The 20,096-nt window shown below is 58.9% G+C and carries 21 protein-coding genes; 8 read left to right on the forward strand and 13 right to left on the reverse strand.

Features of this window, described 5'->3' with window-relative positions; genetic code table 11:
- Window positions 1-66: 66 nt before the first annotated feature.
- Window positions 67-648 (reverse strand): TetR/AcrR family transcriptional regulator, encoded by a 582-nt coding sequence (locus PMI27_RS18945; RefSeq protein ID WP_008155477.1) that lies wholly within the window; start codon window positions 646-648, stop codon window positions 67-69.
- Window positions 649-947: 299 nt separating this feature from the next.
- Here PMI27_RS18945 and PMI27_RS18940 point away from each other — a divergent pair, with 299 nt between their 5' ends.
- Window positions 948-2,627 (forward strand): thiamine pyrophosphate-binding protein, encoded by a 1,680-nt coding sequence (locus PMI27_RS18940; RefSeq protein WP_008155475.1) that lies wholly within the window; start codon window positions 948-950, stop codon window positions 2,625-2,627.
- Window positions 2,628-2,750: 123 nt separating this feature from the next.
- Window positions 2,751-3,968, forward strand: a complete 1,218-nt coding sequence (locus tag PMI27_RS18935; protein WP_033053339.1) for a DUF3422 domain-containing protein — start codon at window positions 2,751-2,753, stop codon at window positions 3,966-3,968.
- 46 nt (window positions 3,969-4,014) lie between these two features.
- On the opposite strand, the gene PMI27_RS18930 is transcribed toward PMI27_RS18935, so the two are convergent.
- Window positions 4,015-4,245: a hypothetical protein gene (locus PMI27_RS18930; protein WP_008155471.1), complete on the reverse strand. Its 231-nt coding sequence runs from the start codon at window positions 4,243-4,245 to the stop codon at window positions 4,015-4,017.
- Window positions 4,246-4,441: 196 nt separating this feature from the next.
- On the opposite strand from PMI27_RS18930, the gene PMI27_RS18925 reads away from it, so the two are divergent.
- Window positions 4,442-4,636 carry a hypothetical protein gene (locus tag PMI27_RS18925; RefSeq protein ID WP_008155469.1) on the forward strand — a complete coding sequence of 65 codons (195 nt, stop codon included), beginning with the start codon at window positions 4,442-4,444 and terminating at the stop codon, window positions 4,634-4,636.
- 111 nt (window positions 4,637-4,747) lie between these two features.
- Here the strand turns inward: PMI27_RS18925 and PMI27_RS18920 are convergent, their stop codons facing one another.
- The 5 genes from PMI27_RS18920 to PMI27_RS18900 all read right to left on the reverse strand — a co-directional run bounded on the left by PMI27_RS18920 (window position 4,748) and on the right by PMI27_RS18900 (window position 10,074).
- Window positions 4,748-5,521, reverse strand: coding sequence for an L-iditol 2-dehydrogenase (locus tag PMI27_RS18920; RefSeq protein WP_008155468.1), 774 nt, complete (start codon window positions 5,519-5,521; stop codon window positions 4,748-4,750).
- A gap of 65 nt (window positions 5,522-5,586) precedes the next feature.
- On the reverse strand, window positions 5,587-6,684 hold the full coding sequence (locus PMI27_RS18915; protein ID WP_024164556.1) for an ABC transporter ATP-binding protein: 1,098 nt from the start codon (window positions 6,682-6,684) through the stop codon (window positions 5,587-5,589).
- A 133-nt stretch (window positions 6,685-6,817) separates the two neighbouring features.
- A complete protein-coding gene (locus tag PMI27_RS18910) occupies window positions 6,818-7,648 on the reverse strand; it encodes a carbohydrate ABC transporter permease (RefSeq protein ID WP_024164557.1) in 831 nt (276 codons plus the stop codon).
- A 10-nt stretch (window positions 7,649-7,658) separates the two neighbouring features.
- Window positions 7,659-8,585, reverse strand: coding sequence for a carbohydrate ABC transporter permease (locus PMI27_RS18905; RefSeq protein WP_024164558.1), 927 nt, complete (start codon window positions 8,583-8,585; stop codon window positions 7,659-7,661).
- A gap of 181 nt (window positions 8,586-8,766) precedes the next feature.
- Window positions 8,767-10,074, reverse strand: a complete 1,308-nt coding sequence (locus PMI27_RS18900) for an ABC transporter substrate-binding protein (protein WP_008156921.1) — start codon at window positions 10,072-10,074, stop codon at window positions 8,767-8,769.
- Window positions 10,075-10,361: 287 nt separating this feature from the next.
- On the opposite strand from PMI27_RS18900, the gene PMI27_RS18895 reads away from it, so the two are divergent.
- The 3 genes from PMI27_RS18895 to PMI27_RS18885 all read left to right on the forward strand — a co-directional run bounded on the left by PMI27_RS18895 (window position 10,362) and on the right by PMI27_RS18885 (window position 12,876).
- Window positions 10,362-11,312, forward strand: coding sequence for an AraC family transcriptional regulator (locus PMI27_RS18895; protein WP_008156922.1), 951 nt, complete (start codon window positions 10,362-10,364; stop codon window positions 11,310-11,312).
- A 71-nt stretch (window positions 11,313-11,383) separates the two neighbouring features.
- Entirely contained in the window at window positions 11,384-12,283 is a 900-nt protein-coding gene (locus tag PMI27_RS18890) for a carbohydrate kinase family protein (RefSeq protein ID WP_008156923.1), read from the forward strand.
- 152 nt (window positions 12,284-12,435) lie between these two features.
- Window positions 12,436-12,876 carry a hypothetical protein gene (locus tag PMI27_RS18885; protein ID WP_008156924.1) on the forward strand — a complete coding sequence of 147 codons (441 nt, stop codon included), beginning with the start codon at window positions 12,436-12,438 and terminating at the stop codon, window positions 12,874-12,876.
- A gap of 18 nt (window positions 12,877-12,894) precedes the next feature.
- Here PMI27_RS18885 and PMI27_RS18880 read toward each other — a convergent pair whose 3' ends face one another.
- Genes PMI27_RS18880 through PMI27_RS18855 form a run of 6 tightly spaced genes read right to left on the reverse strand, consistent with a single transcriptional unit; the run spans window position 12,895 to window position 18,926 of the window.
- A complete protein-coding gene (locus PMI27_RS18880) occupies window positions 12,895-13,659 on the reverse strand; it encodes an ABC transporter ATP-binding protein (protein ID WP_008156925.1) in 765 nt (254 codons plus the stop codon).
- A gap of 6 nt (window positions 13,660-13,665) precedes the next feature.
- A complete protein-coding gene (locus PMI27_RS18875; protein ID WP_008156926.1) occupies window positions 13,666-14,997 on the reverse strand; it encodes an ABC transporter substrate-binding protein in 1,332 nt (443 codons plus the stop codon).
- A 52-nt stretch (window positions 14,998-15,049) separates the two neighbouring features.
- Window positions 15,050-16,117 carry a branched-chain amino acid ABC transporter permease gene (locus PMI27_RS18870; protein ID WP_008156927.1) on the reverse strand — a complete coding sequence of 356 codons (1,068 nt, stop codon included), beginning with the start codon at window positions 16,115-16,117 and terminating at the stop codon, window positions 15,050-15,052.
- A gap of 22 nt (window positions 16,118-16,139) precedes the next feature.
- Window positions 16,140-17,021: a branched-chain amino acid ABC transporter permease gene (locus PMI27_RS18865; RefSeq protein WP_008156928.1), complete on the reverse strand. Its 882-nt coding sequence runs from the start codon at window positions 17,019-17,021 to the stop codon at window positions 16,140-16,142.
- A 2-nt stretch (window positions 17,022-17,023) separates the two neighbouring features.
- Window positions 17,024-17,824: an ABC transporter ATP-binding protein gene (locus PMI27_RS18860; RefSeq protein ID WP_008156929.1), complete on the reverse strand. Its 801-nt coding sequence runs from the start codon at window positions 17,822-17,824 to the stop codon at window positions 17,024-17,026.
- A gap of 10 nt (window positions 17,825-17,834) precedes the next feature.
- Window positions 17,835-18,926, reverse strand: coding sequence for an AMP-binding protein (locus PMI27_RS18855; protein WP_008156930.1), 1,092 nt, complete (start codon window positions 18,924-18,926; stop codon window positions 17,835-17,837).
- 282 nt (window positions 18,927-19,208) lie between these two features.
- Here PMI27_RS18855 and PMI27_RS31875 point away from each other — a divergent pair, with 282 nt between their 5' ends.
- Together PMI27_RS31875 and PMI27_RS18850 are read left to right on the forward strand one after the other, a co-directional pair.
- A complete protein-coding gene (locus PMI27_RS31875; RefSeq protein WP_008156931.1) occupies window positions 19,209-19,370 on the forward strand; it encodes a hypothetical protein in 162 nt (53 codons plus the stop codon).
- Entirely contained in the window at window positions 19,367-20,014 is a 648-nt protein-coding gene (locus PMI27_RS18850; RefSeq protein ID WP_008156932.1) for a helix-turn-helix domain-containing protein, read from the forward strand. The genes PMI27_RS31875 and PMI27_RS18850 overlap by 4 nt, the downstream gene beginning before the upstream one ends.
- Window positions 20,015-20,096 lie beyond the last annotated feature (82 nt).

The following is a 20,096-nucleotide window of genomic DNA, read 5'->3' on the forward strand; positions in this document are numbered from 1 at the left end:
CTGGACAAAAAAATCCTGGCCGATGCGAGACATCGCGCTCGCGACACCGGAACAATCGCTTGCGCGCTATAACGAATCCAGCGCGACATCGACCACATCCAGCAAGCGTTGGCGACGACTCTGCTGAGCGCTGCCTTTACTCAATACCCGCAGGCCCTGGATCGTGTTCACGATAAAACGTGCGAGCGCGCGAGGGTTCTTATGCATGCCGATTTCTCCTTCTGCCTGGCCACGGATGAGCGCGCGCTCCAACGCTTTCTCCAGACGCAGGAAGTTACGTGAAACCAACTCGGCAACAGACTCGTCCTGACCGGCCAGTTCCAGTGTGGCATTGGCTGCAAGGCAGCCTCGTTGCCCGGTATCGCTGAGTTCATCATTCACGATCCTCATCAGCAATTGCTGGATCAGTCCTTTGACCGAGCCAGCCTCCTGGAGCAGTGCTACGTTCGTGACAGTCAGGTCGTGATACCGGCGCAGTGCATGCTCGTACAATCCATGCTTGTTCTCAAAAGCGTTGTAGAGGCTGCTTCGAGACAACCCGGTACCGTCAACCAGATGCTGTATCGACGTGGCGCAATAGCCGAGTTGCCAAAAAACCTGCATGGCAGCGTCGACAATTTCGTCATGTTCAAATTCCTTGGGACGCATCGGATTACCTCTCTGGAATGATCATTCCAGAAAGGTACGGACTTCCTTTTCGCCAGTCAAGGAGGGTAAGAGTTACCCACCTACTCCGTCTCACCGGGAAAACCTGGCGACTTGAAGCCCGACTTCAATAGCTGAGGGAATGAAGTGCTGAGCAATCATCGTTTGTACCCCTACTCGATGATGCTCAGAATTCGTGGCGCAGACGTTAGCCGTTGTTCTTCCAATTGATCGAGTCAGTACCTGTCAGAAAGAGCGTCATTCACCCTTTCACACCGCACCATTCGACTCAGGAGATAACAATGAATAAAACCATTTCTCGTCGTAGCGGAGGTCAGATATTGGTGGATGCCTTACGCATCCATGGCGTTAAAAGAGCTTTTTGCGTTCCGGGAGAAAGCTACCTCGCGGTTCTCGATGCTTTGCATGACGTGCAAGAAGAAATCGATCTGGTGGTGTGCCGCCAGGAAGGTGGGGCGGCCTATATGGCGGAAGCCTACGGCAAGCTCACGGGAGAGCCAGGCATCTGCTTCGTGACCCGAGGCCCGGGAGCAACGAACGCTTCGGTTGGCGTTCACACGGCGTTCCAGGATTCATCGCCGATGATTCTGTTCATTGGCCAGGTCGCTCGCGATCAGCAGTATCGCGAAGCCTTTCAGGAAGTTGATTTTCGCCAGATGTTTGGCCCCTTGGCGAAATGGGTCGTGCAAATAGACGACACCCGCAGAATTCCCGAACTGATCAGCCAGGCGTTCCACCGAGCGGTCAATGGCAGGCCTGGGCCTGTAGTGGTCGCCCTGCCGGAAGATATGCTGACCGAAATGGCGGAAGTCAGTGACGCCGGGCCTTTCAAGCGCGTATTGATGACCCCGGCAGCCGAGCAAATGGCCGCCATGCAGCAACTGCTTGAGCAATCAGAGCGTCCATTGATGGTGCTGGGTGGCAGCGGCTGGGACACCGAGTCAGTGCACGACATCCGGCTTTTTGCTGAACAGCAAAACATCCCGGTTGCCGCCTCCTTTCGTTGCCAGGATCTGTTCGACAATCGACACCCGAACTATGTCGGCGATCTTGGTTTCGCCGCGTCAGCGCAGCTGTCCTCAGCGGTTAAAAACGCCGACCTGCTGCTGGTCGTGGGCTCCAGAATGGGTGAGGTTTCAACGGGCGGCTATGCGGCCCTGGACATCCCGGTACCGAAGCAAACCTTGATCCATGTTCACCAAGGCATCGAGGAACTGGGGCGGGTTTACCAACCTGCGTTAGCGATCAACAGCAGCATGTCGACCTTTGCCAAATCAGCCGCAAAGCTTCCAGCGGTGACCAGCCCGGTAAAGAGTGAATGGACGCGCACCCTGAACAAAAACTACCGCGAAAATCTGCAACACTCGCCCTCCCCTGGCGATGTGCAAATGGCCGAAATCATTGAGTGGTTGAATCGCAGTCTTCCGGACGACGCGATCCTGACCAATGGCGCCGGAAACTACGCCGTCTGGCTTCAACGTTTCTATCAGTTCCGCCAATACCGCACTCAGTTAGGCCCTACCAATGGCTCCATGGGCTACGGCGTTCCTGCGGCGGTGGCCGCCAAACTGACGTGCCCGGATCGAGTGGTGGTTTCGTTTTCCGGGGATGGCTGCTTCTTGATGAACGGTCAGGAGATAGCGACCGCAGCGCAATATGGCGCCCATGTGATTTTCGTTGTGATCAACAACGGAATGTACGGCACCATCAGAATGCACCAGGAACGCAACTACCCTGGACGCGTGTCAGGCACTGAATTGCACAACCCGGATTTCGCCGCACTGGCCCAAGCCTATGGACTGCATGGCGAGGTGGTCACCGCCACGTCGGAATTTGCCCCAGCGTTTGAACGCTGCCTGGGTATGTCCCGGCCATCCTTGATTGAGGTCAGGGTCGATCCTGAAGCATTGACCCCGCGACTTAGCCTGACTCAGATCAGAGAACAATCAAGCAAGAAGTAACCCGTTTCTTCCGTTTTGGGCGCCTGATTCACGATTTACAAGGCGCCTTTTTTGGAGCGTGTGACTCATCAGTTCATCGACCTGTCCCACCTACAACAGCAGTCGATCAATGGCCTGAACAGCATGCATCCGCAAAGACAAACCCTGCACAACGAACTGCACGCGCGTCCGTCACTGTATTTTGACGAACCGGCCCATGTGTTTCATCTGGCCTTCCTTGGCGGGGAGCCGGAGTGCAATGCGCTGCTGGAGCGCTGCTGCCCTGCTCCGATCGATCCTCATGCCGCCCAGGGCATCACCCAACTCGATGGCCACGCCCTGAAATGGGAACGCCACGCCGAGTTCTTCACCCTGACCCTGGTGGTCACTTCATCCTGCGATGACCTGTCCTGGACATCGCTGCCCGAGGTGCTGGCGCAAAAGGTCGAAGCGCATTTGCCGCAGCTGATCAACTCGGTGCAGATCGTCGTGCGTGGCGAAGCCGGCCTGGACCTCGCCGGCTACGGTTTCAAGGACCCGTGCGGTTCCTGCGTGGGCGGTGGCGATGCGGTGGTCTGGAGCGATTTTCGTCTCAGCGAGGATGGCAACAACCACATTCTGTTCATCAACCGGCGCCTCAACGCTTACCGCCAAGGGCGGATGATCCGTCGTCTGCTGGAAATCGAGACCTACCGCATGATGGCCTCGCTGTCGTTGACCATGGCCAAGACCTTGAGCGCGCAACTCGATGTCTTTGACAAGACCTTGGTCACCCTCTCCGAGCGTAACGCCGACGCCGACAGCGGCAACGCGAAAGCCCTGCTGGCGGACATCTCCAACCTGTCAGCCCAAGTGGTCAGCAGTACCGCGAAAACCCGCCACCGCTTCAGTGCCACCCAAGCCTATGCCCAACTCGTGTACGAGCGCCTGGGCGAATTGCGGGAAAGTCACGTCGGCGATTGTCAGCGTCTCGGGGTGTTCATCGAACGCCGTTTCAAACCCACCGTCAGGTACTGCACCGCCACCGAACAACGCCTGGAGCACCTGGCCAAAAGCGTGGCCAACCTGGGCGACCTGTTGCAAGCCCGGGTTCAGGTGGAAATGGAAGAACAGAACTCGGAAATTCTCAAAAGCCTGAACGCCCGCGCCGACGCCCAGATCAAGATCCAGCGCGCCGTTGAAGGTCTGTCGATTATCGCCATTACTTACTACCTGCTGAACCTGCTCAAGCTTGGTTACTCAGGGTTGCACCTGCTCGGCGCCGAGGTGGCCCCGCGAGAGGCGATGCTGGCGATGACGCCCCTCGCGATCGCGATCCTTGCGCTGATTATTTTCCGCATCAAGAAAGTCAAAGAGCACTGATACGGTGAGGCGCTGGGGGAGTTGTCGTGATTTCGTCCAGCCGTCCTTAGTCAGCGCCCGAAGTATTTAACGGAGTGACGACGTCAGTGCTTGAAGGAGAGACATTAAGAAAGGCATTCCAGATCTCGTAAGCATCGTGATGCCGTTTGGTCGCCTCCTCCCATTCAGGTCCTGAAACACATTTGGAAGAGACCAGCGTCATCATGCCCATCGTTGCGGCGTCCAGTTCGATCAGGAAAGCGTGAGACTGGATTCTGAAATCTTCGACCGATGGCATTACGTGTTCCCCCGGCGGATTACACCGCCATTAAGGAGCGACTGCTCCTCGGACGGTGGAGTACCGCCCGGCGGGAAAATTCAGGCAGTCTGACCGCCGGTAGGTTTCATGGCCCAAGCTGATCGACGCCGACAAAAAATCTCGAACTCAAGCCATAGCGTTGAATCCAATGTTCAGGTCAATGGAGGTCAGTGATATGAACAACGATGACAGTATTAACGACGTCGAATCAGAAGCAACGTCAAACGCCCCGCCCACCGATACGTCTGGCAAGCCCGTCAACGTCGATCAGACCAATACGCCCTCTCCAACTCGAACCAAAGAGCTGGAAGCTGAGGAGCTCCGTCGAAAAATAGCGGAGATAGAACGCAAAGTGGCGGACGGTAACTAGCCAGGTGCTTGGCGCTGACGGGCGTCAAAAGCGGCCGACGGGGGTCGAGTTGGCCGCTTTTCAACCTTGTGGGGGCGCGTAACCGTTGCAAGTGCCTGTGCTGTTTTGACGTCAACTCATCCAGTTTCCACCGTCGACGTTGTAGGTCTGAGCCACCACATATTCACTCTCGGACGACGCGAGGAATATGGCCATTCCCGTCAGGTCATCAGCCGTCCCCATCCGCCCGAAAGGCACCTCTTGACCCACGAGCCTTTTCTTTTCGCCCAATGGCCGATTCTCGTATTGAGCGAACATCGCATCGACGCCATCCCAGTGCTCACCGTCTACCACGCCAGGCGCGATGGCATTCACATTGATCCCATGCTTGATCAGATCCAGACCTGCTGATTGTGTAAGGCTGATCACTGCCGCTTTCGTCGCGCAATACACACCCACCAGTGCCTCCCCTCTGCGACCTGCCTGGCTGGCCATGTTGATGATTTTGCCGCCATGCCCCTGCCTGATCATCTGACGAGCGGCCGCCTGAAGGGTGAACAGTGTTCCTGCAACATTAATCGAAAACAAACGCTCGAAACTGTCGCGGGTGATGTCGACTATCGGCGCGAGATCGAACAATGCGGCGTTGTTGATCAGGATATCCAACTTGCCTGTCTGTGAAATCACAGCGGCAATCGCATCATCGATAGACGCTTGGTCGGTCACGTCCATCTTGACAGCGTAAGCGTTTGGTCCGAGTTCGGCAGCCGTGGCCCGGGCGCGCTCAAGATTGATGTCAGCGATGGCTACCGTTGCCCCTTCATTAACATAGGCCTGAGCAAAAGAACGGCCGATGCCTCGGGCGGATCCGGTGACAAGCGCGCTTTTACCTTCTAGTCGTTTCATTGAGTGTTCATCCGTTTTCTTGAATGTCGGGTACGCCCAACCGAGGGCATTAAAGAGGATTAAGATCAGGCGGCGCGACGCACCAACGGGGCGACAGCCTTGCCGTGTTCATCGAACAAATGGCAGTGCGAAACGTCCAGCGCGACCCACCGTTGCTCTCCATAAGCGACGTCGCAGTCGCCATTGACTCGTACGGTGAGTGCTTCACCGGACTTGGCGACGACGTGGCAGAAGGTGTCGCTGCCCAGGCGTTCGGTGACGTCCGTGGTGATGGGCAGTTGCCCTTGATCATCCAGGCTGAGGTGTTCGGGACGTATTCCTACGGTGACCTCGTTGCCCTTGCCCAACGTGCTGCCATCACGAGGGATCAGCAGACGTCGACCGGAGGCCAGTTCGACCTCTACGCCCTGATGACTGTTGGCAACCACGGTGGCCTTGAGAAAGCCCATTTTCGGGGTGCCCAAAAAACCGGCGACGAACAGATTGGCCGGTTGGTGATAAAGCTCGAGCGGCGAGCCAATCTGCTCGATACGACCGCCGTTGAGCACTACCACCTTGGTGGCGAGCGTCATGGCTTCGACCTGATCATGAGTCACGTAGATCATCGTGGCCTGCAGTTCTTTATGCAGCCGGGATAGCTCCAGGCGCATCTGCACCCGCAGGGCGGCGTCGAGGTTGGACAGTGGTTCGTCGAACAGGAAGATCTTCGGATTGCGCACGATGGCGCGACCGATGGCCACGCGTTGACGCTGGCCGCCGGACAGTTGCTTCGGCTTGCGCTCCAGCAGGCGTTCCAGCTCCAGGATCCGGGCAGCCTCAGTCACCTTGCGCTCGACGTCCTGCTTGTCATCACCCGCCAGATCCAGCGCGAAGGACATGTTCTTGCGCACCGTCATGTGTGGGTACAGGGCGTAGGTCTGGAACACCATCGCCAGGTCGCGCTTGGCCGGGCTGACTTCGGTGATGTCGCGGCCATCCAGTTCGATGGTGCCACTGGTGACCTCCTCCAGGCCGGCAATCAGCCGCAGCAAGGTGGATTTGCCGCAGCCCGACGGGCCGACGAACACCACGAATTCTTTATCACGGACTTCGAGATCAATGCCCTTGATGATGGAAAAGCCTTCGAAGCCTTTTTGCAGATTCTTGATTTTCAGGTTGGCCATGATGATGGGCCTCCACTTGTTGTTTTTTAAGATCAAAAGATCGCAGCCTTCGGCAGCTCCTACACGGAACGTCCGGCCGATGCGGTGTCCTTGTAGGAGCTGCCGCAGGCTGCGATCTTTTGCTTTTGATTTTTCATTTCACGGCGCCGAACGACAGGCCGCGGACCAATTGTTTCTGGCTGATCCAGCCGAAGATCAGGATCGGCGCGCAGGCCAGGGTCGACACCGCCGACAACTTGGCCCAGAACAGACCTTCGGGGCTGGAGTAGGAGGCGATCAACGCGGTCAGCGGCGCGGCTTTCGACGAGGTCAGGTTCAGCGACCAGAAGGCTTCGTTCCAGCACAGGATCAGCGACAGCAGCACCGTGGACGCCAGACCGCCCTTGGCAATCGGCAGCAGTACCCGGACCATTTCCTGCCACAGCGTGGCGCCGTCGAGGCGCGCGGCTTCAAGGATGTCCTTGGGGATGTCCTTGAAGTAGGTGTAAATCATCCAGACCACGATCGGCAGGTTGATCAGGGTGTAGATCACGATCAGCGCGATGCGCGTATCGAGCAGGCCGAAACTCTTGGCCAGCAGGTAGATCGGCATCAGCACGCCCACCGGTGGCAGCATTTTGGTGGAGAGCATCCACAGCAGCGTGCGTTTGGTGCGCTGGGTTTCATAGAACGCCATCGAGTAGGCCGCCGGCACCGCGATCAGCAGGCACAGAGCGGTGGCGCTGAAGGAAATCACCACCGAGTTCCAGGCGAAGCTGAAGTAATCGCTGCGCTCGTTGATGTGCAGGTAGTTCTCCAGCGTCGGCGTGAAGAGGAACTGCGGCGGCGTGGCGAACGCATCGATTTCGGTTTTGAAACTGGTCATCACCATCCAGAAGATCGGGAAGAAGATCAGGATCGCGATGGCCCAGGCCAGGGTGCCGAGCAGCAGGCTTTGCAGGCGGCGGGATTGTTGAAGGGTCATGGCGCAGGCCTCAGGCTTTGTCTGTCAGGTTTTTGCCGATCATGCGCACCAGCACGATGGCCGCGATGTTGGCGATCACCACCGCGATCAAGCCACCGGCGGACGCCATGCCGACGTCGAACTGCACCAGCGCCTGGTTGTAGATCAGGTAGGCGAGGTTGGTCGAGGCGTAGCCGGGGCCGCCGTTGGTGGTGGTGAAGATTTCGGCGAACACCGAGAGCAGGAAGATGGTTTCGATCATCACCACCACCGCAATCGGCCGGGCCAGGTGCGGCAAGGTCAGGTGCCAGAAGATCGCGATCGGCCCGGCACCGTCGAGGCGCGCGGCTTCCTTCTGTTCCTGGTCGAGGGACTGCATGGCGGTCATCAGGATCAGGATCGCAAACGGCAGCCATTGCCAGGACACAATGATGATGATCGACAGCAGCGGGTAGTGCGCCAGCCAGTCCACCGGCTGCGCGCCGAACAGCTTCCAGACGTAGGCGAGAATCCCCGACACCGGGTGGAAAATCAGGTTCTTCCAGATCAGCGCGCCGACGGTGGGCATGATGAAAAACGGCGAGATCAGCATCACCCGCACGATGCCGCGACCGAGAAACTCACTGGCCTCCAGCAGCGCACTGATCAACACGCCGAACACCACGCTGATCAGCAGCACGCTGCCGACCAGCAACAAGGTGTTGGTGGCGCCGGGCAGGAACCCCGAGTCGCTGAGGAAGTAGCTGAAGTTCTCCAACCCCACGAACGCGTTTTCGCCGGGGTACAGCAGGTTGTAGCGGATCAGCGAGAAGTAAACGGTCATGCCCAGCGGCACGATCATCCACAGCAGCAACAACGCCACCGAGGGGCTGACCAGAAACCAGCCGGGGTTGGCCAACCGGCTTTTACGCACCGGTTGGGGAATGTCCATGTGAGCTTTGGCAGTTGAAATATTCATGGTGATAGAACCAATTGGGAACAGATAAATGAAGATCCAATGTGGGAATGGGCTTTTGTGGCGAGGGGGCTTGCCCCCGTTGGGTCGCGAAGCGCCCCCAAAGCTTTGCGACTGCTTCGCAGCCGAACGGGGGCAAGCCCCCTCGCCACAAAAGCCCATTCCCACAGTTGTTATTGCCGGGTTACTTGGGGTAACCGGCGCGCTTCATTTCACGTTCGGTGGAGGTCTGTGCGGCGGCGAGGGCTTGATCAACCGACATCTGTCCGGTGAGCGCCGCCGAAAACAGTTTCCCTACAGACGTGCCGATCGCCTGGAACTCGGGAATGGTCACGTACTGGATGCCCACGTAAGGAACAGCCTTGATCGACGGGTGCGCAGGATCGGCGTGCTGCATCATCTGCAAGGTCACTTGCGCGAAAGGTGCGGCCTTCAAATAGGCCTCGTTGTAGGTGGACTGCCGAGTGCCTGGCGGCACGTTGGTAATGCCGTCTGTTTCAGCGACAAGTTGAATGTATTCTTTCGACGTTGCCCACGTGATAAAGGCCTTGGCGGTGTCTTTGTGTTTGGAGGTTGCCGGTATCGCCAGCGACCACGCATACAGCCATGACGAACCTTTGTCGGTGACCTCAGTCGGTGCAGGCGCAAAGCCCACACTGTCGACGACCTTGCTCTGCTCTTTATCGGTGGTGAACGAACCCGCGACGCTGGCATCCACCCAGATCGCGCATTTACCGCTGTTGAACAGTGCGAGGGTTTCGTTGAAACCATTGCTCGACACGCCTGGCGGCCCAAACTTCTTGAGCGTATCAACGTAGAAGTGCGCCGCTGCTGTCCACTCTGGGCTGGACAGTTCCGGCTGCCACTTTTCATCAAACCAACGGGCACCAAAGGCGTTGGCCATGGTGCTCATCAGCGCGATGTTCTCGCCCCAGCCAGCCTTGCCGCGCAGGCACATGCCGTACTGCCCTTTGTCAGGCTGGTGGAGCCTGGAGGCAAATTCGCCGAGCTGCGTCCAGGTCGGGTGCTCCGGCATGCTCAGGCCTGCTTGCTTGAACAGATCGGTGCGGTAATAGGTGATCGTGCTTTCGCCATAGAAAGGCAACGCATAGAGCGTGTTGTTGACCGACAGGCCCTGGCGTACCGAGGGGAAGATGTCTTCCAGGTCGTACTCCGGTGGCAGCCCCGTGATCGGCTCGAGCCAACTCTTGGCTCCCCAAAGCGGCGTTTCATAGGTACCAATCGTCAGGACATCGAACTGTCCGCCCTGAGTGGCGATATCAGTCGTCAGGCGTTGACGCAGGACGTTTTCTTCCAGCACCACCCAATTGAGTTTCACATCAGGATGCTGCTGCTCAAACACTTTGGAGAGCCGCTGCATCCGGATCATGTCGCCATTGTTGACGGTGGCAATGGTCACTGTTTCGGCGGCTTGACTGACAAGGGCGAAGGATAGGCCAGCGGAAAGGAAAAGCGCTTTCGGGATGTTCATCGTAGTGCTCTCCGCTCCGCGCCTTGGACGACGGGAGCTATTATTTTTGTTTGTTAACCACCGCTGATCAAATACGTCAGACCGGCAATGGTGGACGACTGGATTACAACAGCTTAAAAAAGCCCGGACAAACGCGTAGCGGATGCTCATCTGATACTTTTTTAACCGAGCGCGGCATAGCAGCCCCCGATCAAAAAAGTATCAGTGGCAGGCAATACGTGAGCTAGCAGGTGCCGGACGAGTAGGCGTATGTTGGTCGCATTCGAAGAACAAAAAAGGGGCATGAGATGCCTGATTCCCGAGCAGCCCTGTTTGAGCAGCGACCCGCCGAGCTGGAGGTCATTCTTCCAGAGCCCGATCATTGCTTTCGCTGGTACGAACACGACTACCCCTACTCCCTGGCTCGCTGGAACCATCACCCTGAATTCGAAATTCATCTGATCCGCCAGGGCAGCGGCAAGCTCGTCGCGGGCGATTACATCGGTGCGTTCGGTGCAGGTCACGTGGCGCTCATCGGCCCCGACCTTCCCCATGACTGGATAGGGGATCTCGCGCCAGGTGAATACCTGGCGGGGCGCGATGTGGTGCTGCAATTTGATGGCGCCGCCATTTTGGCCTTACGCGCAACGATGCCTGAGCTGGGCGAGCTTCAACACCTTTTCGAACAAGCACGTCGCGGCCTGGAATTTACCGGGGCAACAGCTGCACAGGCAGCGCGACTGCTGGAGGACATAGGCTCGGCGCAAGGGCTCGAGCGTTTGATTCTGTTCCTGCAATTGATCAACACACTGATGAAAGCGCCCTCGCCTGACGTTCACTTGCTCGCCAGCGCGTGCTACGCGCCCACGCTGGATGCCCGCAGTTCCGAGCGCATCAACAAGGCATTTGACTATCTACTGACTGAGCTCACAGGCGACATTCGCCTGTCGGTTATCGCTCAGCGCCTGGAGATGAGCGAGCCCGGTTTTTCGCGGTTCTTCAAAAGGATTACCGGCCACGGTTTCATCGATCTGATGCGCAAACTCAGGGTTCAGCGCGCCTGCAGGCTGTTACTGCAAACAGAGAGGTCAGTGGCGGACATCTGCTTTGAGGTTGGCTATGAAAACCTTTCTAACTTCAACAGGCACTTTCGCATCGAAATGGAACAGACACCGAGCGAATATCGCCGAGCAATGGCGATGACATTATTCAATCGCAACGGTGCTCATCCCTCCCTGCCTTTCAGTAACGCCCATTGAGTGAATGATGCCCGGCGATCGACTCCGATCAGCCAGCAACACCCCTGCGAAAACACATTGAGGAAATGACGATGGTATTGCCTCGCGCAGTCGTATTTGGCGAAGCCCTGACCGATCTTGTCCAAGGCACCCCCGGACAATGGAAAGGCTATCCAGGCGGCGCGCCCTGGAACGTTGCACGAGCGCTAAGTCGCTTGGGCGTCAGCAGCGCTTTCGCAGGTTCTATCAGCACGGACTCCCTGGGCGACGAGATCGCCAGGCAGTCAGAGGCGGCAGGTCTGGACGGGCGATTTATCCAACGAGTAGACCGAGATCCGTTGGTGGCCATCGTTCCATCGAGCCGCCCTCCACGATATTTTTTTGCGGGCGACGCCGATCAGTTTTTCGATCCGGGACTGATGCCAGATGGATGGATTGACCATGCCCAGTTGTGCCATTTCAGCTGTATCAGCCTGACTCGCCAGCCGCTTGGCGACCGATTGGTAAAAATCGCTCAGCAGGCCAAAGGAGTGGGCAAACGGATTAGCTACGATCCGAACTGGCGTAACTTGATGGACAGCCGTTATCGGCAGCAGACGTTCCCGACGATGGCCACCCTGGCCGACATGATTAAACTTTCCGACGAAGACCTTCGGCACATTTATCCAGGGCTGAGCGAACGCCAGGCATTGGACGAGCTTCGCGCACTGAATCCAGTGGCTGAAATCCTTTTTACCCGAGGTGAGCACGGCATGGTTCTGTATACCCCCGACAGACGGTACGAGCAGCCGGCTATCGCCGTTGACGTGGCCGATACGGTAGGTGCAGGTGACGCTTGCATGGCCGGTTGGTTGGCATCGGAGTTGCTCGGAATGACCGACTGGGCGGATCGCTTGCGATTTTCATCAGCCTGCGCATCCCTGTCCTGCCGCCATGCCGGGGCCCATGCCCCGACGTTGGCCGATGTGAAAGGGTTACTTGATGCGCCATAATCTTGAAGACACGCCGTTCCTTCACTACTGTAATTTGCATTGACATTGGACCGGGCTTGACCGGGTTCCGGTGCTACGCTTTCAATTCCTCGAATAGAGAACGAAGCGATGTCCACCGCCCCCTCAATCCCCAGATTTTCACGACTGTAGCCATGAAACGGATCCTGATCGGTGGTATCACCGTAGCGATTATCGGCACGATGACCTATGGATTTTTCCAATGGAAAATCGTCGAAAGCCAAAAACACGACTTGCTGTGCGGGCAGGCCAAGCAGACGCTCAAAGGCGTGGAAATCCGGGCGCGGGCGTTGGCTGCCGGACTGTCCGTAGAAGCCTATGGCAAGGCTGAAGAAGACGAAGTGGCAATACTCATTGGTGCGCTCGACGCCGCCAAGAGCGACGCGGAGGTCGACTCGGTCATAGAGGCTCACGCTGCCACCATAGAAGCAGAGGATGCGGCGATTGACGCTCAGGTGGATACCCGAGGCGATCAGACATTCCTCGAGCAACGACTGGTGAAACAGCGGATACCGGTCGACGTCAAACAAGAACTGCAACGCGCCGCGAAGGCCGTTAGCGTCATGTGCAGTTAGTGTTCATTCAATAGTGCCCTACCCCACAGCCCCCAAGTAATAGTTCTGGATATCCTCGCGCGCGGCCAACTCGACCGCCGAACCTTCATCCACCACCCGGCCGTTCTCCAGCACAAAGGCGTACTGAGCGTAATCCAGGGCGATGTTTATGTTTTGCTCGGCCACCAGCAGGCTCAAACCCTCCTCGCGGTTGAGCCGGGCGAGGATCTCGAAAATCTCTTCGACCACCTGCGGCGCCAGACCCATGGACGGTTCATCCAGCAGCAACAGGCGCGGCTCGGACATCAGCGCACGACCGATGGCGACCATTTGCTGCTCGCCACCGGAGGCGTAGCCGGTCAGGCGCTTGCGCAGCAGGCGTAACCTGGGGAAGTAACCATAGATGCGCTCCAGCCGCTGATGCAGCACCTTGCGTGACGGCCGCCCGACAAATCCGCCGATCAGCAGGTTCTGTTCGACGCTCAGGTGGGTGAAGCAATGCCGCCCCTCAAGCACCTGGGCCAGCCCCGCCAGCACCAGGCTGGCAGGGTCGGCATCGGTGATCACTTGCCCTTGATAGACAATTCGGCCTTTGACCACTTCACCGCGTTCGGCCCGCACCAGGCTGGAAATCGCCTTGAGCGTCGTGCTCTTGCCCGCCCCGTTGGCCCCGAGCAGGGCCACCATTTGCCCCTTGCCGACCTGCAGCTTGACGCCGCGCAAGGCGAGAATCGACTGTTCGTAGAAAACTTCGACCTGCTCCACGCTCAGCAAGGGCGGGTCGGCTAATAGGCTCTGGCTCATCGGACCTTATTGCTCCTGGCTGCAGTTACGCGGGGTGATGCCCTTTTCCTTGGCGTATTGGGCGGCGGACGCTTCGATGATCGGCCGCAACAAGGCGCGATCAGCCTGGACCCAGTCGCTGATCAGGTTCCAGCGTTGGCCGTCCCATTGCTGAAAGCGCACCGCACCGCCGCCTTCATGGTCGGCGCAAGATAGCTTCAACGGCTGCACCAGCCCTTTGGCGCCCAAGGCCTGCAAACGCGCATCGTCGAGGTTCAGGTGCTCGAAGCCCCAGCGAACTTGTTCACCGGTCAGCGGCTTGTTGCCGTACTTTTCCTGAGCCAGGCGCAGGGCTTCGACGTTGAGAATGCCGTTCACCACGCCGAGGTTGTAGTACACGGTGCCGAAGCGCTTGGGGTCGGCCAGGTTGCCTTTGCCGGCGTCCACTACGTTTTGCTTGATGCCTTGCAGCACCGGGAAATCAGTGCCCGAAGGGTGGGTGGTGATCGAGATGAACCCTTTGGCGGCAGCACCGGCCGGGACCACGTCTTCTTCGGAGTTGCTCCAGATATTGCCGATGATGTGATCCGCCGGGTAACCGACTTTTTGCGCCGACTTCAGCGCCACCGGATTCATCACCCCCCAGCCGCGCAGGATCACCCAGTCAGGTTTGAGGCGACGGATATTCAGCCACTGCGATTGTTGCTCGTTGCCGGGGTGCGGCACTTCCAGCAGGGTCAGCTCGAAACCGGCGTTTTTCGCCAGGGATTCCAGTACGCCGTTGGTTTCCTTGCCATACGGCGAGCCGTGGTAAAGCACGGCGATTTTCTTGCCTTTGAGCTTGTCGGCCCCGCCTTCGCGCTGGCCGATGTAATTGATGATTGCCGAGACTTCCGAATACGGGTTGAGCTGCAACGGAAACACGTAAGGGAAGACACTGCCATCGGTGGAATCGGTGCGGCCATGGTTGATGGTGATCAGCGGCAATTTGTCGGCCGTCGAACGGTCCAGCGTCGCGTAGGCAATGCCCACCGACAGCGGGTTGGTCGCGGCCGCTGGCGCACCGTTGAGGCCACCTTTGAGGCGCTCGTAGCATTCGACGCCCTTCTCCACCACGTACTCGGTTTCGCATTCGCTCCAGGTCAGCTTGACCCCGTTGACCCCACCCTTGGCGTTGACGTATTGCAGGTAATCGATAAACCCGCCAAAGAAGCCGGTGCCACCGGCGGCGTACGGGCCGACCCGATAGCTCTGCAAGGGAAAGTACTGTTCGTTGGCGGCCTGGACGCCGGCACTAAGCCCGGCAGTCAGTAAAGCCAGGCCCAACGCCAGGCGGCGCAGCGGTTTGCGGTGAGTCATAAGGGCAGTTCCTCGTGGGAGATCGATGGTGTTTGGTCAGGGATAAAAGGAGTCAGTAACGCAACGGCCAGACCCGCGCCCGTTGACGAAAGCGTTGCCAGAGACGCGCCAGGCCTTCGGGTTCCTTGATCAGGAAGGCGATGATCAGCGCGCCGAAGAGCATTTTCTGAATGTTTTCCAACTGCCCGGAATCGATCAGCCCCGTGGGCAACAGCCCGAAGACATTGGCCAACAGAATCGGGAACAGCACGATGAACGCAGCGCCCAGAAAGTTGCCGAGCACACTGCCCAGGCCGCCGATAATGATGATGAACAAGACTTGAAATGAGCGGCTGAGATCGAAGCCGTGGGGTTCCACCGTGCCCAGATAGGCAAACGCCCACAGCGAACCGGCGACGCCGAGGTAGAAACCGCTGATGGCAAACGCCAGCAGCTTGGCCTTGAACAGGCGAATGCCGATCACCGCCGCGGCCGTGTCCATGTCGCGCACCGCCATCCAGTTGCGCCCCAACTCGCTGCGCACCAGGTTCTTGCCCAGCCAGAACAGCGCCACCACCACGGCCAGGGTCAACAGGTAACGACCACGAGGCGAACTGAAATCCAGCCCGGCGATCAGCAACGGTGGCGAGGTGATGACCCCGGACGCGTTGTCGTTGGTAAACCAGCTGAACCGGGTCAGCACCCACTCGACAACGAACTGCGCGGCCAAGGTCGCCACCAACAGGTAAAAACCCTTGATCCGCAGGCTCGGCAAACCGAAGAGCACGGCCACCAGCGCGGCGATGATCCCGCCCAGGGCAAAACTCACGAGCAAGGGCAAACCGGGCACGCGCAATTGCAGGTTGTAGGCGGCAAAAGCCCCCACCGCCATGAACGCCGCCGAGCCCAGTGAGAGCTGTCCGGCATAGCCTGTCAGCAGGTTCAGGCCCAACCCCGCCAGCGACAGCACCAGCAGCGGCACCAGAATCGCGCTGAACCAATAGTCATTGCCGAGCAAAGGCACCGCGATGAACGCAAAGCCCAAAAGCAGCCACAGGCCTACGCGGTCCTGGCGCAAGCGAAACGTGCGCCGCTGCGCCGCATAGGTGGTGCTCAATTGACCGGCTTCTCGATAAAGCATGGAAGTATTCCTTGAAAGAAAATCAGACCCGCTCGATCGCCCGCTCGCCGAATAACCCGGCAGGCCGCACCAACAGAAACAGCAACGCAAGGACGTAAGGCACCCAGTTTTCGATCCCGCTGCCAATGATCGGGCCGAGGTAGATCTCCGCGAGTTTTTCCGCCGCGCCGATGATCAACCCGCCGACAATGGCGCCACCAATAGAAGAGAAACCGCCGATGATCAGCACCGGCAACGCCTTGAGCACCACCAGCGAAAGGGAAAACTGAACCCCCAGGCGAGCGCCCCAAAGCAGCCCCGCGACCAGCCCGACGAAACCCGCCACCGCCCACACCAGCGCCCAGATTCGTGGCAGGCGAATGCCTACCGCCAGGGACGCCAGGGGATCATCGGCCACCGCTCGCAAGGACAAACCGACCCGGGTCTTGTTGAACAACAGCGACAAGGCAATCACCAGGGTGGCAGCGGTGCACGCGGCGAACAGGTCGAATTGCGAGAGCAACATGCCGCGGATTTCCAGTGGCTCATCGGCGATGCCCAATTCCAGGCCGTGGACCTGAGCGCCCCAAAGAAACTGCGCAAGGCCTTCGATCATGTAAGACAGCCCGAGGGTGGCCATGAACAGGATGATCGGCGGGCGATTGACCAAGGGCCGAAGGACCATTTTCTCGACCAGCAACGCCAGCACCACCATGCTCGCCAGCGTGGCGATAAAGGCCCAAGCGAATGGAAAGCCGCGTTCGAGCAGGCTGACAAAGGTCAGCGCGGCGAACAGCACCATCGCCCCCTGGGCGAAATTGAACACACCGGAGGCTTTGTAGATCAGCACAAAACCGATGGCGACCAAGGAATACATGACGCCGGCCAGCAGCCCGCCAATCAGCACTTCAAAGAAAAATTCCATGCTCAGTGGCGCTCCGTGCGGGTTCGCCGCGTGCCCAGATAGGCCGCGATCACCTCGGGATTGGCGCGCACTTGCTCGGGGGTGCCGTCACCAATTTTGCGGCCGTAATCGAGTACCACCACGTGATCGCACAGCCCCATGACCACACCGATGTCGTGCTCGATCAGCACCACGGTGGTGCCGAACTCACGGTTGATGTCACGGATGAACTGGCTCATCTCACCCTTCTCTTCCGCGTTCATGCCTGCCATCGGTTCATCCAGCAGCAACAACTTAGGTTCAGCGGCCAGGGCTCGGGCCAGCTCGACACGTTTCTGCAAGCCATAAGGCAGCTTGCCCACCAGCACATGGCGCCAGGGATGGATGCGCAGAAACTCGATGACTTTTTCGGCGTGGCGGCGCTGCTCGTCGTCTTCGCGAGGGGCACGGCCCAGGCGCAGCATCTGCTCGACCCAGCTGCTGCGCCGTTTGAGGTTGCGACCGGTCAGCACGTTGTCGAGCACGCTCATGCCCTTGAACAGCGCGATATTTTGAAAGGTCCGCGCAATGCCGCGTTCGGCGGCCTGGTGAGGGCGCATGCGCCGGCGCGTCTGCCCGGCGTAGCTGACACTGCCGCTCTGCGCCTGGTAGACGCCATTGATCACATTCAGCAGCGAACTTTTGCCCGCGCCGTTGGGGCCGATCAGTGCGCAGATTTCCCCGGTCTTCACGGCGAAGCTGATGGACGTAATGGCCTTGACGCCCTTGAACGACAGGGAGATGTCATCGAGCCGCAGTAAAACGGATTCAGTGGTTGCGCTCATGGGGGGCTCGTCAGACGGATTGAGAAATCAGGTGGACTGGCGCATCGACCAGTGCCCGAGGAGTAGATGGCTCCTGCCAGTTGCCTGGGCGGATACCCAAGGCACCAAAGAACTCGGCGCTCTCATGGCTCAGCGCTGGGCCGACCAACAAAGGCACGCGCAGGCGGCTCAAGCCCAGCACGTCGAGCAAGGGCCGGCGGATCAGCCAGTGTCCGAGCCAACGGCGAACAATGTTCACATCCGGCACCAGCGCCCAACGGTACAAACGATGACTGAACGTGCCTGGCAACGGCAGGCGTTCCCGGGCCCAGAACTCAAGGCGGGCATAGGATTCGCGGGTACCCAGCACCAGCGTCGGCCCGAGCTCGCGGCGATCGGTGTCGCGTGTGGCCAGGGCCTCAGGGAAGTTCAGGCAGAAGCCGGCGCTCAGCCACGGCGCCAGCAAGTAACGCGCCTGACCGCTGGCGGCGAACACTCGGGCCGCCAACGCTTCTTCGCGGGCGCTCAGCGATTCTCGCGCCACCAATTTGCGTGCGCCCTCCAGCAGCTGCCCATGGCTCAGGCGCTGGGGATGGCCATGGCCGTCAGGATGAAAAACAAACGCCGTAGCCGCCGAATCACCGACGGGGACAGGTGCATCAGCCGTTACGCCAACGGACAACTCGGCATAAGCGCTCAATTCACGATCTTCGGCAGTGTTCAGTCCACGCCCATCCAGATACAGCAACACCCGTGGCGGACTCTCGGTACTGCGTACCTGTTGCACGGCATCCAAGGCTTCGGCCAACACAAAGGCTGGTTTCAGTCGGGTCAACAGCGGTCGATTGTCGAGCTCAGGGTCCAGCAGCGTGACGCTGCCCCCCAGCCACTGCGCGGCCAGTGCCAGCAACAATGCCTCGGACCGTGCCTGGCTGATGATCAGCAAGTCATCGCTGCGACTGAACCCGCGTTGGTGTAAAGCAGCGGCGAGACGGCGGACATCCTGTGCCAGTTCGCTCCAGCTGCGGACGTGCCAGATGCCCAGGCGTTTGTAGCGCAGGGCGATCGCCGAACCTCGGGTTTCGGCTTGTAGCAACAAGGCCTGGGGCAGTGTCTGGATCATGTGGCCTTCCTTCGGAGTGCTGTCTGCCAACAGCCATTGCAGCCTCCGTGCCAGCCATTAAATGCTTATTTATCAATGTGTTAAACGAAGTTACCGATTCAGCTCCCTGTATCGCTTGAGCACAGCCTGCCTAATCCCTGTTGCCTCACCAACACTTGCGCTCACTGGCGCCTCGATAAGAACCAAAAAGCATTAATAAATACAAAATCAGTATTTATCGTTATAAAAATATCCGCGTACTCTCAGCTCATCCCGTCATTCATCACCACAGTGAAGTGCCCCATGAATCCGACTGACAACCTCATCGACTTCGCCAGCTACCGCAAACGCAAACAGGCTCAGCAACGGGCGCGGGCCATGTGGGAAATGTATGCACGCAATGCAGGTTTACAGGCTTTTCAGTGGGTGCAAGCCGCTAAAGCCACCGAGACGCGTCACGCATGAACGCGCAGCAACCCTCGCGCTTTCTGGCGAGCGCCGACGAACCCGTGCTGGATTTGAATAACCTGGAACCACTGGAAGAAGACCCGATCTGCGAACGGGTCGCACAGAATCTGCAACGTCTGCGCGGCAAGCGTCATCTGTCCCTCGACGCCCTCGCCCGACAGTGCGGCGTAAGCCGGGCCATGCTGGCGCAGATCGAATCCGGGCGCAGCGTGCCGTCGATCAAGGTGCTGTGCAAAATTGCCAAGGGCTTGAAGGTGTCGGTGGCCGCGTTTCTTGAGCATCGGGCCTTCGAAGGCGTGGCGGTGCTGTCGGCCAGCCAGAGCAAACGTCTGGTCAGTGCCAGCGGCGCCTTTGTCAGCCGCGCGCTGTTCCCGTTTGACGTAGCGCGCCAATCAGAGTTTTACGAACTGCGCCTGAGCCCGCTAGGTGAGGACGTCTCCGAGGGCCATGGCCCCGGTGTACAGGAAAACCTGGTGGTGTCGCAGGGCGTGCTGGAAATCAGTGTCAACGACGAACGCTACCTGCTCTCCACCGGTGACTCGATCCTGTTCTATGCCGACCAGCCCCACCGCTACCGCAACCCGGCCGACAGCGAGGCAGTGGCGTATCTGGTGGTGACTTACCCGGAACGTTTGGACTGACAAACACCGAAACTGTAGGAGCACGGCTTGCCGGCGATGGCGTACTTGAGGCCGCCTTCGCCGGCAAGCCGTGCTCCTACGA

Origin of the sequence: Pseudomonas sp. GM41(2012) (assembly GCF_000282315.2) — a bacterium.
Classification (GTDB): Bacteria; Pseudomonadota; Gammaproteobacteria; order Pseudomonadales; family Pseudomonadaceae; genus Aquipseudomonas.

Coding starts and splice junctions, on each gene's coding strand:
- PMI27_RS18945 (WP_008155477.1), bottom strand. CDS start 648: ATGCGTCCCAAGGAATTTGAACATGACGAAATTGTCGACGCTGCCATG.
- PMI27_RS18940 (WP_008155475.1), top strand. CDS start 948: ATGAATAAAACCATTTCTCGTCGTAGCGGAGGTCAGATATTGGTGGAT.
- PMI27_RS18935 (WP_033053339.1), top strand. CDS start 2,751: ATGCATCCGCAAAGACAAACCCTGCACAACGAACTGCACGCGCGTCCG.
- PMI27_RS18930 (WP_008155471.1), bottom strand. CDS start 4,245: ATGCCATCGGTCGAAGATTTCAGAATCCAGTCTCACGCTTTCCTGATC.
- PMI27_RS18925 (WP_008155469.1), top strand. CDS start 4,442: ATGAACAACGATGACAGTATTAACGACGTCGAATCAGAAGCAACGTCA.
- PMI27_RS18920 (WP_008155468.1), bottom strand. CDS start 5,521: ATGAAACGACTAGAAGGTAAAAGCGCGCTTGTCACCGGATCCGCCCGA.
- PMI27_RS18915 (WP_024164556.1), bottom strand. CDS start 6,684: ATGGCCAACCTGAAAATCAAGAATCTGCAAAAAGGCTTCGAAGGCTTT.
- PMI27_RS18910 (WP_024164557.1), bottom strand. CDS start 7,648: ATGACCCTTCAACAATCCCGCCGCCTGCAAAGCCTGCTGCTCGGCACC.
- PMI27_RS18905 (WP_024164558.1), bottom strand. CDS start 8,585: ATGAATATTTCAACTGCCAAAGCTCACATGGACATTCCCCAACCGGTG.
- PMI27_RS18900 (WP_008156921.1), bottom strand. CDS start 10,074: ATGAACATCCCGAAAGCGCTTTTCCTTTCCGCTGGCCTATCCTTCGCC.
- PMI27_RS18895 (WP_008156922.1), top strand. CDS start 10,362: ATGCCTGATTCCCGAGCAGCCCTGTTTGAGCAGCGACCCGCCGAGCTG.
- PMI27_RS18890 (WP_008156923.1), top strand. CDS start 11,384: ATGGTATTGCCTCGCGCAGTCGTATTTGGCGAAGCCCTGACCGATCTT.
- PMI27_RS18885 (WP_008156924.1), top strand. CDS start 12,436: ATGAAACGGATCCTGATCGGTGGTATCACCGTAGCGATTATCGGCACG.
- PMI27_RS18880 (WP_008156925.1), bottom strand. CDS start 13,659: ATGAGCCAGAGCCTATTAGCCGACCCGCCCTTGCTGAGCGTGGAGCAG.
- PMI27_RS18875 (WP_008156926.1), bottom strand. CDS start 14,997: ATGACTCACCGCAAACCGCTGCGCCGCCTGGCGTTGGGCCTGGCTTTA.
- PMI27_RS18870 (WP_008156927.1), bottom strand. CDS start 16,117: ATGCTTTATCGAGAAGCCGGTCAATTGAGCACCACCTATGCGGCGCAG.
- PMI27_RS18865 (WP_008156928.1), bottom strand. CDS start 17,021: ATGGAATTTTTCTTTGAAGTGCTGATTGGCGGGCTGCTGGCCGGCGTC.
- PMI27_RS18860 (WP_008156929.1), bottom strand. CDS start 17,824: ATGAGCGCAACCACTGAATCCGTTTTACTGCGGCTCGATGACATCTCC.
- PMI27_RS18855 (WP_008156930.1), bottom strand. CDS start 18,926: ATGATCCAGACACTGCCCCAGGCCTTGTTGCTACAAGCCGAAACCCGA.
- PMI27_RS31875 (WP_008156931.1), top strand. CDS start 19,209: ATGAATCCGACTGACAACCTCATCGACTTCGCCAGCTACCGCAAACGC.
- PMI27_RS18850 (WP_008156932.1), top strand. CDS start 19,367: ATGAACGCGCAGCAACCCTCGCGCTTTCTGGCGAGCGCCGACGAACCC.